At 67.9% G+C, this 13,409-nt stretch carries 13 protein-coding genes; 12 read left to right on the plus strand and 1 reads right to left on the minus strand.

From position 1 onward, the window contains the following. The 6 genes from AC1DEY_RS21690 to AC1DEY_RS21715 form a co-directional block, all read left to right on the plus strand. Nucleotides 1-899, plus strand: an 899-nt coding sequence (locus AC1DEY_RS21690) for a carbohydrate ABC transporter permease (RefSeq protein ID WP_476869790.1), incomplete at its 5' end; no start/stop codon positions are given. After that, nucleotides 899-1,801 (plus strand): carbohydrate ABC transporter permease, encoded by a 903-nt coding sequence (locus AC1DEY_RS21695; RefSeq protein WP_476869791.1) that lies wholly within the window; start codon nt 899-901, stop codon nt 1,799-1,801. The genes AC1DEY_RS21690 and AC1DEY_RS21695, both read left to right, overlap by 1 nt. A 12-nt stretch (nt 1,802-1,813) precedes the next feature. Continuing rightward, complete coding sequence (locus AC1DEY_RS21700) at nt 1,814-3,010, plus strand: Gfo/Idh/MocA family protein (RefSeq protein ID WP_476869792.1); 1,197 nt, start codon at nt 1,814-1,816, stop codon at nt 3,008-3,010. Between the two features lie 11 nt (nt 3,011-3,021). Then, nucleotides 3,022-4,026, plus strand: a complete 1,005-nt coding sequence (locus AC1DEY_RS21705; protein WP_476869793.1) for a sugar phosphate isomerase/epimerase family protein — start codon at nt 3,022-3,024, stop codon at nt 4,024-4,026. A gap of 40 nt (nt 4,027-4,066) precedes the next feature. Continuing rightward, nucleotides 4,067-4,768 (plus strand): ThuA domain-containing protein, encoded by a 702-nt coding sequence (locus AC1DEY_RS21710; RefSeq protein WP_476869794.1) that lies wholly within the window; start codon nt 4,067-4,069, stop codon nt 4,766-4,768. A 68-nt stretch (nt 4,769-4,836) separates the two neighbouring features. Next, nucleotides 4,837-5,964 (plus strand): Gfo/Idh/MocA family protein, encoded by a 1,128-nt coding sequence (locus AC1DEY_RS21715; RefSeq protein ID WP_476869801.1) that lies wholly within the window; start codon nt 4,837-4,839, stop codon nt 5,962-5,964. 186 nt (nt 5,965-6,150) lie between these two features. Here the strand turns inward: AC1DEY_RS21715 and AC1DEY_RS21720 are convergent, their stop codons facing one another. Then, nucleotides 6,151-6,906, minus strand: coding sequence for a FadR/GntR family transcriptional regulator (locus tag AC1DEY_RS21720; protein WP_476869795.1), 756 nt, complete (start codon nt 6,904-6,906; stop codon nt 6,151-6,153). A 213-nt stretch (nt 6,907-7,119) separates the two neighbouring features. On the opposite strand from AC1DEY_RS21720, the gene AC1DEY_RS21725 reads away from it, so the two are divergent. From AC1DEY_RS21725 to AC1DEY_RS21750, 6 genes are all read left to right on the plus strand, one after another. Continuing rightward, nucleotides 7,120-8,493 carry an MFS transporter gene (locus tag AC1DEY_RS21725; protein ID WP_476869796.1) on the plus strand — a complete coding sequence of 458 codons (1,374 nt, stop codon included), beginning with the start codon at nt 7,120-7,122 and terminating at the stop codon, nt 8,491-8,493. A 99-nt stretch (nt 8,494-8,592) separates the two neighbouring features. After that, nucleotides 8,593-10,350 (plus strand): dihydroxyacetone kinase family protein, encoded by a 1,758-nt coding sequence (locus AC1DEY_RS21730; protein WP_476869797.1) that lies wholly within the window; start codon nt 8,593-8,595, stop codon nt 10,348-10,350. Continuing rightward, the gene (locus AC1DEY_RS21735) at nt 10,347-10,817 is read left to right on the plus strand and encodes a ribose-5-phosphate isomerase (protein ID WP_441411317.1); all 471 of its coding nucleotides are present in this window, start codon (nt 10,347-10,349) and stop codon (nt 10,815-10,817) included. The genes AC1DEY_RS21730 and AC1DEY_RS21735 overlap by 4 nt, the downstream gene beginning before the upstream one ends. Then, nucleotides 10,801-11,685, plus strand: coding sequence for a triose-phosphate isomerase family protein (locus tag AC1DEY_RS21740; protein WP_476869798.1), 885 nt, complete (start codon nt 10,801-10,803; stop codon nt 11,683-11,685). The genes AC1DEY_RS21735 and AC1DEY_RS21740 overlap by 17 nt, the downstream gene beginning before the upstream one ends. After that, on the plus strand, nt 11,682-12,500 hold the full coding sequence (locus AC1DEY_RS21745) for a sugar phosphate isomerase/epimerase family protein (RefSeq protein ID WP_476869799.1): 819 nt from the start codon (nt 11,682-11,684) through the stop codon (nt 12,498-12,500). Before AC1DEY_RS21740 ends, AC1DEY_RS21745 begins: the two co-directional genes overlap by 4 nt. 1 nt (nt 12,501) lies before the next feature. Then, a complete protein-coding gene (locus AC1DEY_RS21750) occupies nt 12,502-13,365 on the plus strand; it encodes a phosphogluconate dehydrogenase C-terminal domain-containing protein (RefSeq protein ID WP_476869800.1) in 864 nt (287 codons plus the stop codon). The last annotated feature ends 44 nt before the right edge of the window (nt 13,366-13,409 follow it).

A 13,409-nucleotide genomic window follows, 5' to 3' on the forward strand; every position in this document is an offset into this window, starting at 1 on the left:
CCACCACATCCGGTTCCTCCCGGCGGGCCCTTCAAGCGGGCCCGTCGGGGTGGCTGGCCGCGCCAGCCCTTGCCTTCTTCCTGCTCTTCGCCATCATTCCGCTGCTCGGCGTCTTGTTCCTGAGCTTCACTTCGTGGGACGGCCTGGGCGAGATCAAGCTGGAGGGGCTCTCCAGCTGGACAACCGTCCTGACCGACCCCGTCACCGGCAACGCGCTGCTGGTGACGGCTAAGATCATGTTCTTCTCCTTCATCATCCAGGCGCCCATCAGCCTGCTCCTGGGCGTCTTCACCGCCGCTGGCCAGAAGTACCGGGCCGCGTTGGCCGTCCTGTACTTTGTGCCGCTGCTGTTGTCCTCGGCCGCCGTCGCCATCGCGTTCAAGGCCCTGCTGGACCCCAACTTCGGCCTGGGCGCCGGGCTCGGGCTGCCGATCCTGGCCCAGGACTGGCTGGGTAATTCGGACCTGGTGCTGTTCGTCGTCGTCTTCGTCATCGCCTGGCAGTTCGTCCCGTTCCACACGCTGATCTACCAAGGCGGCGTGCGCCAGATCCCCGCGTCGCTGTATGAGGCCGCGCAGATCGACGGCGCCGGMMGGGTCCAGCAGTTCTTCAACATCACGCTGCCCCAGCTGAAGTACACCATCATCACCTCCTCCACGCTCATGGTGGTCGGCTCCCTGGCCTACTTTGACCTCGTCTTCGTCCTCACCGGCGGCGGTCCCGGCTACGCCACGCGGCTGCTCCCGCTGCACATGTACCTCACCGGGTTCAAAGCCAATGACATGGGCGCCGCCAGTGCCCTCGGCGTCATCCTCGTCGCGATCGGCCTGGCCCTCGCCCTGCTGCTGCAGCGGCTGGGCGGCAAGAACCGCAACGCAAGCCAATTGGAAGGTGCCTGATGGCTTCCATTACCCAGATCCCCGTCCCGCCCTCGGCCCCCGCCCGCCCCGCCGCCAGGCCCCGCCCGCGGACCAAGGGACCGGGACGGACCCGCCCGAACTTCCTTGGCGGCCTCGGCGGCTGGCTCTGGCTGGCCATCATCATCGTCCCCGTCTACTACGTGGTGGTGACGAGCCTGAAAAACCAGGCCGGATTCTTCACGACCAACCCGATGATGCCGCCGTCTGAGCCCACCCTGGACAACTACAAACTGGTGGTGGAGAACGACTTCGCCAGGTACTTTGCCAACAGCCTCATCGTCACGGTGGGCAGCGTGGTGCCGGCACTCCTGGTTTCCTTCATGGCCGCCTACGCGATTGTCCGCGGCAAGAGCAGGTTCCTCAGCTGGACCAACAACCTGTTCCTGCTGGGCCTGGCCATCCCGCTGCACGCGACCATCATCCCCATCTACTGGATGATCACTCGCGCCCATATGTACGACACCCTGCTGGCCCTGATCCTGCCCTCCATTGCCTTCGCCATCCCGATCTCCGTGCTGATCCTGTCCAACTTCATGCGGGACGTGCCCAACGAACTCTTCGAATCAATGCGGCTGGATGGCTGCTCCGACTGGGCCATGATGTGGCGCCTGGCGCTGCCCATGACCCGGCCCGCCGTGGTGACCGTAGGGATCTACAACGCGCTCGGAGTCTGGAACGGCTTCCTGTTCCCGCTGATCCTGACCCAAAGCCCCGAAACCCGTGTGCTGCCGCTGTCACTGTGGACGTTCCAGGGGGAGTTCAGCGTCAACATCCCGGCGGTGCTGGCCGCCGTCGTGCTCGCTACCCTGCCGCTGCTGGTGGTCTACGTGATCGCCCGGCGTCAGCTGCTCAGCGGCCTCACGGCCGGTTTCAGCAAATAGAGAGGACTTGTTGTGTTTGAACCGAAACCCTTGCGGGTGGGGATGGTGGGCTACGCCTTCATGGGCGCGGCGCACTCCCACGCCTGGCGGACCGCGCCGCGGTTCTTCGACCTCCCGCTCGCTCCCGAACTGGCGGCCGTCGCCGGCCGGAATCCGGAGGGCGTGCGGGCCGCGGCGGCCAAGTACGGCTGGGACTCCGTGGAAACCGACTGGCGGGCGCTGATCGAGCGGGACGACATCGACCTGATCGACATCTGCACTCCCGGCAACACCCACGCCGAGATCGCCATCGCCGCGCTCGAGGCCGGCAAGCACGTCCTGTGCGAGAAACCGCTCGCGAATTCCGTGGCCGAGGCCGAGCGGATGGCCGCGGCCGCGGAMGCGGCGGCGGGCCGGGGCGTGTACTCCATGTGCGGGTTCAGCTACCGCCGCACCCCGGCTTTGGCCCTGGCCAAGAGGATGGTCGACGAAGGCCGGCTCGGGCAGATCCGGCACGTGCGGGCCCAGTACCTGCAGGACTGGCTCAGCGACCCGGATGCGCCKCTGACCTGGCGGCTGGACAAAACCAAGTCCGGGTCCGGCGCGCTCGGGGACATCGGGGCGCACAGCATCGACGCCGCCCAGTGGATCACCGGACGGAACATCACCGGAGTCTCGGCGCTGATGGAAACCTTCGTCACCGAACGCCCCCTGGCCGGGGACCTGGTGGGCCTGGGCGGGCACGGCGCCGCCGACGCGGAGCGCGGGCCGGTCACCGTGGACGACGCCGCCCTCTTCACCGCCCGCTTCGCCGGCGGGGATGGAACCGGCAACGGGGCCGGCCCGATCGGCATCTTTGAAGCCACCCGCTTTGCCCTGGGCCGGAAGAACGCCATGCGCCTGGAACTGAACGGCACTTTGGGCTCCCTGGCCTTTGACTTCGAGGACATGAACGCCCTGTCCGTCTACGACGCCGCCGACGGCCCCGACGCCGGGTTCCGCAAGATCCTCGTCACCGAACCCGAACACCCCTACACCGGGAACTGGTGGCCCACCGGCCACGGCCTGGGCTACGAACACCTCTTCACCCACCAGGCCGTCGACCTCATCCACGCCATCGCCGAMAACCGGCCGCCCTCACCCTCCTTCGCCGACGCCCTCCAGGTCCAAAAAGTCCTCGCCGCCATCGAAACCAGCGCCGGCAACAACAGCCACTGGCACACCCTCTGAGAGGAAAGACCATGACACGACCCATCACCCTCTTCACCGGCCAGTGGGCCGACCTGCCCTTCGAAGAGGTGGCGCGGCTCGCCGGCGAGTGGGGCTTCGACGGCCTGGAGATCGCCTGCTGGGGCGACCACCTGGACCCGCAGCGCGCCGTCGAGGACGACGCCTACCTCCAGGGCCGGCTGGACATCCTGGACAAGCATCAGCTCAAGGTCCACGCGATCGCCAACCACCTCACCGGACAGGCCGTCTGCGACGACCCGATCGACGAGCGCCACGAGGGCATTCTTCCCGCCGATGTGTGGGGCGACGGCGACCCCGAAGGGGTCCGTGCCCGCGCCGCCGAGGCCATGAAGACCACGGCCCGCGCGGCCGCCAGGCTGGGCGTGCAGACGGTCACCGGGTTCACCGGATCCTCGATCTGGAAATGCGTTGCCATGTTCCCACCCGCCTCGGACGCCATGATCGAACGCGGCTACCAGGACTTCGCCGACCGCTGGAACCCGATCCTCGACGTCTTCGAGGACGAAGGGGTCCGTTTCGCCCTCGAGGTCCACCCGTCCGAAATTGCCTACGACTACTGGACCGCCAAGCGCACCCTGGAAGCCATCGGCCACCGGGAGAGCTTCGGCCTGAACTTCGACCCGTCCCACTTCGTGTGGCAGGACCTGGACCCCGTGATGTTCCTGCAGGACTTCGCCGAGAAGATCTTCCACGTCCACATCAAGGAATCCGTCCGCCAGCTCAACGGCCGCAACGGCCGGCTCGGCTCCCACCTGCCGTGGGCCGACCCCCGCCGCGGATGGGACTTCGTCACTGCCGGCCATGGCGACGTCAACTGGGAACCGATATTCCGGACTCTGAACGCGATCGGATATCAGGGACCCACAAGCGTCGAATGGGAGGACGCCGGCATGGACCGCCTGCTAGGCGCACCGCAGGCCCTCGCCCTGGTCAAGGAACTTGCCACCATCACACCGCCCGCGGCCGCCTTCGATGCAGCCTTCGCCGCCCGCTGAGCCGGCCACGGCCACAACAAACCAACAACAGAGGATCCCCATGACAAACCATCAGAAAACCGCGCTCGTGGTGCGCGGCGGCTGGGACGGGCACCAGCCCGTTGAGGCCACCGAGGAGTTCATCCCGTACCTGAAAGCCAACGGCTACGAGGTCCGGGTGGAGGAATCGCCCAAGATCTACGCCGATGCCGACTACATGGCCGGCGTGGACCTGATCATGCAGTGCATGACCATGTCCACCATCGAAAAGGACGAATTCGAGGGCCTCCGCACCGCCGTCGAGAACGGCACGGGCCTGGCCGGCTGGCACGGCGGCATCGCGGATTCCTACCGCAACACCTCGGACTACCTGCACCTGATCGGCGGCCAGTTTGCCTGCCACCCGGGCAAACACCCGGATGAGCGAACGGGCGGGCAACCTGACAACTACGTCCCGTACGCGGTCAACATGCTCCCTGCGGCCGCGGAGCATCCAATCACTGCCGGCCTCGGCGACTTCGACCTCGTCACCGAACAGTACTGGGTCCTCGCCGACGACTACATCGACGTCCTGGCCACCACCACCCAGAAGGTCCGCGAATGGGACCCCTGGCACCGGGAAGTCACCTCGCCCGCCATCTGGACCCGGCAGTGGGGCAAGGGCAGGATTTTCGTCTGCACCCCGGGACACCGCGTCGAAGTCCTCCAGGACAGCAATGTCCGCACCATCATCGAAAGGGGCCTGCTGTGGGCAAGCCGATAGACCTGAACCAGCCAATCAACACAGACCAGCCATTCAACACAGACCAGCCAATATACACAGACCAGCCAATAGACACAGGCCGGCCAACAAACGTTGGAATCATCGGCTGTGGAGCGATCATCGCCCAGTACCTGGTCAACTTCCGCCGACTTCAGGACAATGACCTCATCAACCTCGTCGCCGTCGCGGACCTTGACCCGGCCCGGGCGCAGGCAGTTGCCGACTCGTACGACGGCGTTCGGGCGCTCACGGTCGACGCGCTCCTGGCCGCCGACGACGTCGATCTCGTCCTGAACCTGACCATCCCCGCGGCGCACGCCGAGATCGCCCTTCGTGCGATTGCCGCCGGCAAATCCGTCTACGGCGAGAAGCCGCTGGCGGCAACCACCACGGAGGCCCGCCAGGTGCTCGACGCTGCGCGGGCAGCCGGCGTCGTGGTCGGCTGCGCCCCGGACACCGTGCTCGGCACCGGGATCCAGACCGCCCGGAAGGCGATCGACGACGGACTGATCGGCCGGCCCATCTCCGCGACCGCCACCATGGTTACGCCCGGGCATGAGCGCTGGCACCCGAACCCGGACTTCTATTACCAGCCCGGCGGCGGCCCGCTGCTGGACATGGGACCGTACTACGTCTCGGCCCTGGTCACCCTGCTCGGACCCGTGGTCTCGGTGATCGGTGCCGCCAGCCACACCCGCGACGAGCGGACCATCGGCTCGGGCGCACGCGTTGGCCAGAGCGTGCCCGTGGCAATCGACACCCACGTCACCGGCGTCCTGGTCCACGCCTCGGGCGCCTTGTCCACGCTGGTGATGAGCTTCGATGCCGTGAAGACCAAGAGCCCCAACATCGAAATCCACGGCGAGCACGGCTCCCTCGTGGTCCCGGATCCCAACCACTTCGACGGCGACGTGCAGCTCTTCGCCCTCGGCGCCGAGGACTGGCAGAGCCTTCCGGTCTCCGCCGGCTACGAAGACTCGGGGCGCGGCTTCGGCGTCGCGGACCTCATCCGCACGCCGGCCGGCCAGGAGCCACGGGCAGGGGGTGTCCTGGCTTTCCACGCCCTGGAAGTGATGGAGTCCGTGCTGGAGTCGGCACACACGGGTGCGCCGGTCCGGATCGCCAGCACGGCACCGCGGCCCGCTCCGGTCGAACTGGCCGCCATCGCGCAGTCACCCGTGGCGGCCGGTTCCTAGGGACCGCCCAGCCCTACCGCCTTCCCTTCAACCCACTGCCCTCTAACCCACTGCCCGGCCGAAGTCGCCGGAAACCTGCGGACTCGCCGGAACTTTCCGGCGAGTCCGCAGGTTTCGGGCGATTTCGCGTGTTGGGGGGCGTTTGGGGGGCGTTGGGAGGAACCCGGGGCGCGGCGTCAGGAGGTGTCAGTCGGCGGAGCCCTGGTCGGCGTCGAACCCGGCAAGGAGGCGCCGGGAGGCCGTGTCCATGTGGGAGCGCATGGCTCCCGTCACGGCGGCCTCGTCCCGCGATTCGAGCGCGCGGAAGATTTCCCGGTGCTCGGCCAGGGCCGCCGCTGCGTGCCCCTCATCCGTCAAGGCGCGGTCCACCCAGATGCGCAGCAGCGAACGGATGCTCTGCAGCAGTTCCTGCAGCACCTGGTTGCCGGACGCGGCGGCTATTTCGCGGTGGAAGGCGGCGTCGGCCTCCACGAACGTTGCCAGGTCCCCGAGGTTGAGCTCCATGGTGGCCAGATTTTCGCGCATCCGGTCCAGGGCGTCGTCGGTGATGCGCTGGGCGGCGAGCTGGCAGGCCTGAACCTCGAGTCCGCTGCGCAGCTCCACGAGTTCGCGGGTGCGCGGGGCGCCCAGCATGAGGCCCCAGCTCAGCGTGCGGGGGAGGAGCTCGGAGATGCCGTCGCGAAGGTAGGTTCCGGAACCCGGCCGGACAATGACAATCCCCAGGATCTCCAACGCCGCGAGGGCTTCACGGACCGCCGAGCGTCCGACCCCCAGCGAGGCGGCGAGCTGGCGCTCGGCCGGCAGGCGGGTCCCGACGGCGATCTCGCCGCTCGTGAAGTACCCAAGCAGGCGTTCCGCGACCTCGGAGACAACCGAGCCTTGCTCCATGGAACCGAGTGCGGCACTTATTTTGGCCGTTGAAGCGGCGGAATTTACGGACACCTTCAAAGCGTAACAACCCGGACCAGCCGCGCCATGCAGACTTCCGTCTGTGAAATAAACATGTCAACCGGTTGACCAATTTAGGATGGACGCCGTATGGTTTTTATCACACGCTTAGTTGGGCCTGGCCAGCTCTCCAGAACTACGCGATGAGACCAATCCCCATGCTTCCAGCGCAGGAGGCGGCCGGGACATCAACATCTAGGAGTCAATGTGGACACCACGCAATCAGTGGTCGAAAGATCTGCAATCAAGAAGGTGGCAGTGCGGCTGGTGCCGTTTGTCGCCCTCATGTTCTTCATCAACTATCTGGACCGCACGGCCATCTCCTTCGCCGGCCCCAACGGCATGAATACCGACCTCGCCCTCTCAGCGGCCCAGTTCGGCTTCGCCTCCGGCGTCTTCTTCATTGGCTACATCCTGCTGGAAGTCCCCAGCAACCTCGCCCTGCACAAGTTCGGCGCCCGCCGCTGGCTGGCCCGCATCATGGTCAGCTGGGGCATTGTCTCGCTGCTCTTCACCTGGGTGGGCAACGTGGAGCAGCTCTACGTCCTGCGCTTCATCCTGGGCGTAGCCGAGGCCGGATTCTTCCCCGGCGCCATCCTCTTCCTCAGCCTGTGGGTCCCGTCGCGGCACCGCAGCAAGATCCTTGCCCTGTTCTACCTGGCCCAGCCGCTGACCACTGTCATCGGAGCCCCGCTGGCCGCCCTCCTGATCCAGCAGCATGGCCTCTTCGGCCTCGAAGGCTGGCGCGTCATGTACTTCGGTGTCGCCATCCCCGCCATCCTGATCGGCGTCGCCGCCTGGTTCTACCTCGCGGATTCCCCGGCCAAGGCCAAGTGGCTGACCGCCGAAGAGAAGACCTGGTTGACCGGAGCGCTGGAGCAGGAAAAGAACGCAACCGCCGCGGGCAACAAGCACGTCAGTGTCCGCACGGTCTTCGGCAACGGCCGCGTCTGGATGCTCGCCCTGATCTACTTCGGCTTCATCTACGGCCTGTATGCGCTCGGATTCTTCCTGCCGACCATCATCTCCGGCTTCGAGGGTCTGTACGGCGCCAAGTTCGACATCTTCCAGAAGGGCCTGATCACGGCCATCCCGTACCTGCCGGCAGCCTTTGCCCTGTACTTCTGGTCCAAGGACGCCACCAAGCGCGGTGTGAAGACCTGGCACATCGCCGTCCCGGCCCTCATCGGCGGCCTGAGCATTCCGCTGGCCCTCTTCGCGGGATCGCCGGCAGCGACGATCGCGGTCATCACCCTCACGGCGATGTCCATCTTCGCCGCCCTGCCGAACTTCTGGACGGTCCCCACCCAGTTCCTCACCGGAGCCGCGGCCGCCGCCGGGATCGCCCTGATCAACACCGTGGGCAACCTCGCAGGATTCAGCGCCGGCTACGTCACCGGCTGGCTCAAGGACTGGACCGGCAGCTACAACGTGCCCATGTTCGTGGTGGGTGGCTTCATGATCCTTTCGGCCATCCTCATGGTGGTGCTTGCCCGCAGGGGCACTGCCAACGTGACGGCCACGGACCTCTCAGCCACAGCAGGGGAGCCCGAGGCCGCGGAGTCAGCCGCCGCCCGCTAGCGGACGCAGCCCCGCTCCCACCAAACCGGTGCCCGCCGCGTGCCACACGGCCGCGGCGGGCACCCACCAAGCAGCTTTCCCTCTTCCAGGAGTACCCCCATGACCCGCCTGTTCAATGACCCCGCAGCCTTCGCTGACGAAATGATCGAAGGCTTCGTCGCCTCCCACAGCCGCTGGGTCAGGCGCGTCTCCGGCGGCGTAGCCCGCAACACGCGCAGCACCCCCAGCACCGTGGCGCTCGTGATCGGCGGCGGCTCCGGCCACTACCCCGCCTTCGCCGGACTCGTCGGCCAGGGCCTCGCCCACGGCGCCGCAATGGGCAACCTCTTTGCCTCCCCGTCCGCGCAGCAGATCTACGACGTGGCGAAGGCCGCCGACAACGGCGCCGGCGTCCTCCTGGGCTACGGCAACTACGCCGGCGATGTCCTGCACTTCAACCAGGCCCAGGCCCGGCTCCGCGCCGAAGGCATCGACTGCCGCAGCATCGCCGTCACCGACGACGTCTCCTCCGCCCCGCTCACCGAGCGGGCCAAGCGCCGCGGGATCGCCGGCGACCTCACCGTCTTCAAGGTGGCCGCCGCCGCTGCCGAGGCCGGCTACAGCCTGGACCAGACCCTCGAGATCGCCGAGCGCGCCAACCACCGCACCCGTTCCTTCGGCGTCGCCTTCACCGGCTGCACCCTGCCCGGTGCCGACCACCCGCTGTTCTCCGTCCCCGAGGGCCGGATGGCCGTCGGCATGGGCATCCACGGCGAGCCCGGCATCGGCGAGACGGGCATCCCGACGGCGGACGAACTCGCCGAGCTGCTGGTCAGCAGCCTCCTGGCGGAGGTTCCAGACGGCGTCGAGGTGAAGGGTGCGCGCGTGGTTCCCATCCTCAACGGCCTGGGCAGTGTCAAATACGAGGAACTCTTCGTCGTCTACCGCCGCGTCGCCCAGCTCCTCGCCGAGGCCGGCCTGGACGCCGTGGACCCGCAGGTGGGCGAACTCGTCACGAGCTTCGACATGGCCGGCACCTCCCTCACGCTGTTCTGGCTCGACGAGGAACTCGAGACCCTCTGGCACGCGCCCGCCGACGCCCCGGCCTTCCGCCGCGGCGCCGTCACCGCGGCCGCCCTCGAGGCCGCCGACTTCACCGACCCGTCCGAGATCGAAGCGTCCATCCCGGAGGCTACCGACGAATCCCGTGCCAGCGCCGTACGGGTCCTGGCCGCTCTCGGCGCCGCGAAGAACGTGGTGGACGCCAACGCCGAGGAGCTCGGCCGGATCGATGCGGTGGCCGGCGACGGTGACCACGGCATCGGCATGGAACGCGGCGTCCGCGCCGCCGTCGACGCCGCGGCAGCCGCCGTCGCCCGCGGAGCCGGGGCAGCCACGACCCTCCACCTCGCCGGCGACGCCTGGGCAGACAAAGCCGGCGGCACCTCCGGCGCCCTCTGGGGCATGGCCTTGCGGGCCGTCGGGGATGCGCTCGGAAACACCAACGCCCCCGACGCCGGCGCTGTCGCCGCCGGAGTCGCCGGCGCCGCGGCCGCCATCATGGACTTCGGCAAGGCCGCGCCGGGCGACAAGACCCTCGTGGACGTCCTGGTCCCGTTCCGCGACACCCTCGCCGGCCGCGTGGACGCCGGGCAGTCCCTCACACAGGCCTGGGGCGCCGCCGCCACCGTTGCGCAGCAGGCCGCGGAAGATACCGCGCAGCTCCTGCCCCTCATGGGCCGGGCCCGCCCGCACGCCGAGAAGAGCCTCGGCACCCCGGACGCGGGCGCGGTGTCCATGGCACTGATCGTCCGGGCAATCCACAACACTCTCCTCGAAAAAACAGTCGAGGGAAAAACAGTCAAGGAGAACGCATGAGCGCCAAACTGCGCCTGGTTATCGGATGCGATGACGCCGGATTCGAATACAAGGAAGCCCTGAAGGCGGACCTTGAAGCCAACGGGCTGGTCGAGTCCGTCCGCGATGTCGGCGTCGACGCCACCAGCCACACCCCCTACCCCTCCGTGGCCATCGCTGCCGCCGAACTCATCGCCGCCGGCGAGGCGGACCGCGCCCTGCTGGTCTGCGGCACCGGCCTCGGCGTGGCCATCGCCGCCAACAAGGTCCCCGGGGTCCGCGCCGTCACCGCGCACGACAGCTTCTCGGTCGAACGCTCCGTCCTGAGCAACAACGCCCAGGTCCTCACGTTCGGCCAGCGCGTCGTCGGCCTGGAACTGGCCCGCCGGCTGGCCCGCGAGTGGCTGACCTACACGTTCGACGAAACCTCGGCCTCGGCCGAGAAAGTCACACTGATTAAGGACTACGAGGGTGTCACTTCCTGCTAACACCGCCGCAGGCGGAACGGCCACAGCCGCTGGCCGCGCCGCTGGCCGCGCCGCTGGCCGCGCCGCTGGTACAGCGCAGCCCGGTGCCATCATCGGCGTCAGCCTGAAAATGTACTTCGGCTACCAGCGCACGCTGGACTACTGCCGCGAGGTCGCCGCGATCGCCCTGACACACCCCGCCGTGCAGAGCGGCGAGATTGAACTGTTTGTCCTGCCCGCGCTGCCGGCGCTGCCGGAGGCAGCCCGGATCCTCGGCGTGGCCGGGGCGGGCGCCGGCGCGCAGGACATCTTCTGGGAGGACGAGGGCGCCTACACCGGCGAGGTTTCGGGCCGGACCGTGTCCGAGCTCGGCGGACGCTACGCCGAAGTGGGCCACGCCGAGCGGCGCCGGATCTTCGGCGAGGATGACCGGACCATCGGGCTCAAGACCGCCGCCGCCTACCGCAACCGGCTCACCCCGGTGCTCTGCGTCGGGGAGCTGCAGCCCGGCTCGGTGGAGGAAGCCATCCGGCACTGCACCGCGGACATCGACGCCGCGCTCAACCGGGCACGGTCCCTCGGACCGGCTGCCCGAACCATCGTGGCCTACGAACCGCAATGGGCCATCGGGGCCCCGGAACCCGCCACCCCGGAGTACATCAGCGCCGTCATCGCCGGACTGGACGCGCACTTGCGCTCACTGCCCGGCCAGGCCGGCAGCCGGGTCATTTACGGCGGAAGCGCCGGCCCGGGCCTGATCAGCCGGCTCGATCCCGCCGTCGCCGGGCTGTTCCTGGGCCGCTTCGCCCACGACCCGCAGGCGCTCAGGACCATCCTGGACGAAACCGCCGCACGCCTGGGACTCCTGTCCGGAACGGCGGCAGCATGAGCGCCACGACCGGCCAGGGTTCAAAAATCGGCCTGAGCAGTTACGCCTTCTTCTGGCAGCTCTCGGACCGTGTCTCCGCGCCGCTTGACCTCGACGAAGCACTGGCCGAGACCGCGGCCCTGGGCGTGGACCTCTTTCAGATCTGCGACTACGCCCCGCTGGAGGCCATGACCGACGCCGACCTGGTGTCCGTCCGGGCCACGGCCGACTCGCTGGGCATCGCCCTGGAGCTCGGCACCAAGGGCATCCGGCCGGACCATCTCCGGAAGTTCCTGCACATCGCCGGGGTCCTGGGTGCACCGCTGCTGCGGACCATGTTCAACGTCCCGGGCCACACCCCGGACGCGGACCAGGCCGTGGCCGCCTTCACCGAGGTCCTGCCCGAGTTCGAGGCCGCCGGCGTGAAGATCGCCGTGGAAACCTACGAACAAGTCCCCACCTCCCGCGTCCTGGACGTCATCGCCCGCGTGGGCAGCCCGTACCTGGGCATCTGCAGCGACCCCGCGAACACCGTGGCGGCGCTGGAATCCCCGCGCGAGGTGATTGACGCCGTCGCGCCGTATGTCCTGAACATGCACATCAAAGACTTTGCGTTCAGCCGCAAGGAGGGGTGGGTCGGGTTCACGTACTCCGGCGCTCCCCTCGGCGACGGCCTCCTGGATTATGCCTACATGGCCGGGAAGCTGCAGCCCAAAGAAAGAAATATCAACCAGATCATCGAGCACTGGCTGCCGTGGCAGGCCTCCGAAGAAGAGACCATCCGCCTCGAAAAGCAGTGGACCCAGCAAAGCCTCGATTTCCTAAGGAGTAACTGAAATGTCAGCAGAACAATTGACCGTCGCCGTCATCGGAGCCGGAGGCAAAATGGGGCTGCGTGTTTCAGCCAACCTCCAGAAGAGCGCCCACACCGTCTACCACAGCGAAAACTCACCGGCAGGCCAGGAACGCGTCCGCGCCGAGGGCCGGGCGATCAGCACCACCGAGGACGCCATCAAGGACGCCGACGTCGTGATCCTCGCCGTCCCGGACACCGTCCTGGGCGTCGTGTCCCACGGCGTGGTCCCGCAGATGAAGTCCGGCGCCATCCTGCTCACCCTCGACCCGGCCGCGGCCTACGCCGGCCTGCTGGCCAAGCGCGAGGACGTCGTCCAGGCCGTGGCGCACCCCTGCCACCCCTCGGTCTTCCTCGAGCGCACCACCAAGGAAGAATGGGCCGACACCTTCGGCGGCCAGGGCGCCCCGCAGAACGTGGTTGCCGCGATCGACGAGGACGCCACCGAGGCCGCCCGCGCCGCCGCCGAGGCCACCATCAAAGTCATCTACGCCCCCGTGATCGACGTCCACTGGGTCACCGTGAAGCAGCTCGCCATCCTCGAGCCCACCCTCGTGGAAACCGTCGCCTGCATGATCGGCACCTTGCTCAAGGAAGCCCTGCACGAGACCGTGCACACCGCCGGTGTCCCGGAAGAGGCCGCCAAGGCCATGCTGTTCGGCCACGTCCAGATCGCCCTGACCAACGCCCTGCGCGGCTCCAACCCGTTCTCGGAGGCCTGCGAAATCGCCATCCAGTACGGCAAGGACACCATCATCAAGGACGACTGGAAGAAGATCTTCGACGACTCCGAGCTCGACTACGTCATCGCCAAGATGCTCAAGCTCGAGCCCGCCGTCCAGGCCTGACCCGACGCACTACTCCGGGGCCCGTGCCCTGTAGTCCCGTGCCC

The sequence above is a fragment of the Arthrobacter sp. 05T47 genome (assembly GCF_056395825.1).

Bases quoted from the DNA above. Each gene is read 5' to 3' on its own strand.
- AC1DEY_RS21745 (WP_476869799.1), top strand. From the start codon at position 11,682: ATGAGCGCCACGACCGGCCAGGGTTCAAAAATCGGCCTGAGCAGTTAC.
- AC1DEY_RS21750 (WP_476869800.1), top strand. From the start codon at position 12,502: ATGTCAGCAGAACAATTGACCGTCGCCGTCATCGGAGCCGGAGGCAAA.
- AC1DEY_RS21730 (WP_476869797.1), top strand. From the start codon at position 8,593: ATGACCCGCCTGTTCAATGACCCCGCAGCCTTCGCTGACGAAATGATC.
- AC1DEY_RS21695 (WP_476869791.1), top strand. From the start codon at position 899: ATGGCTTCCATTACCCAGATCCCCGTCCCGCCCTCGGCCCCCGCCCGC.
- AC1DEY_RS21705 (WP_476869793.1), top strand. From the start codon at position 3,022: ATGACACGACCCATCACCCTCTTCACCGGCCAGTGGGCCGACCTGCCC.
- AC1DEY_RS21710 (WP_476869794.1), top strand. From the start codon at position 4,067: ATGACAAACCATCAGAAAACCGCGCTCGTGGTGCGCGGCGGCTGGGAC.
- AC1DEY_RS21735 (WP_441411317.1), top strand. From the start codon at position 10,347: ATGAGCGCCAAACTGCGCCTGGTTATCGGATGCGATGACGCCGGATTC.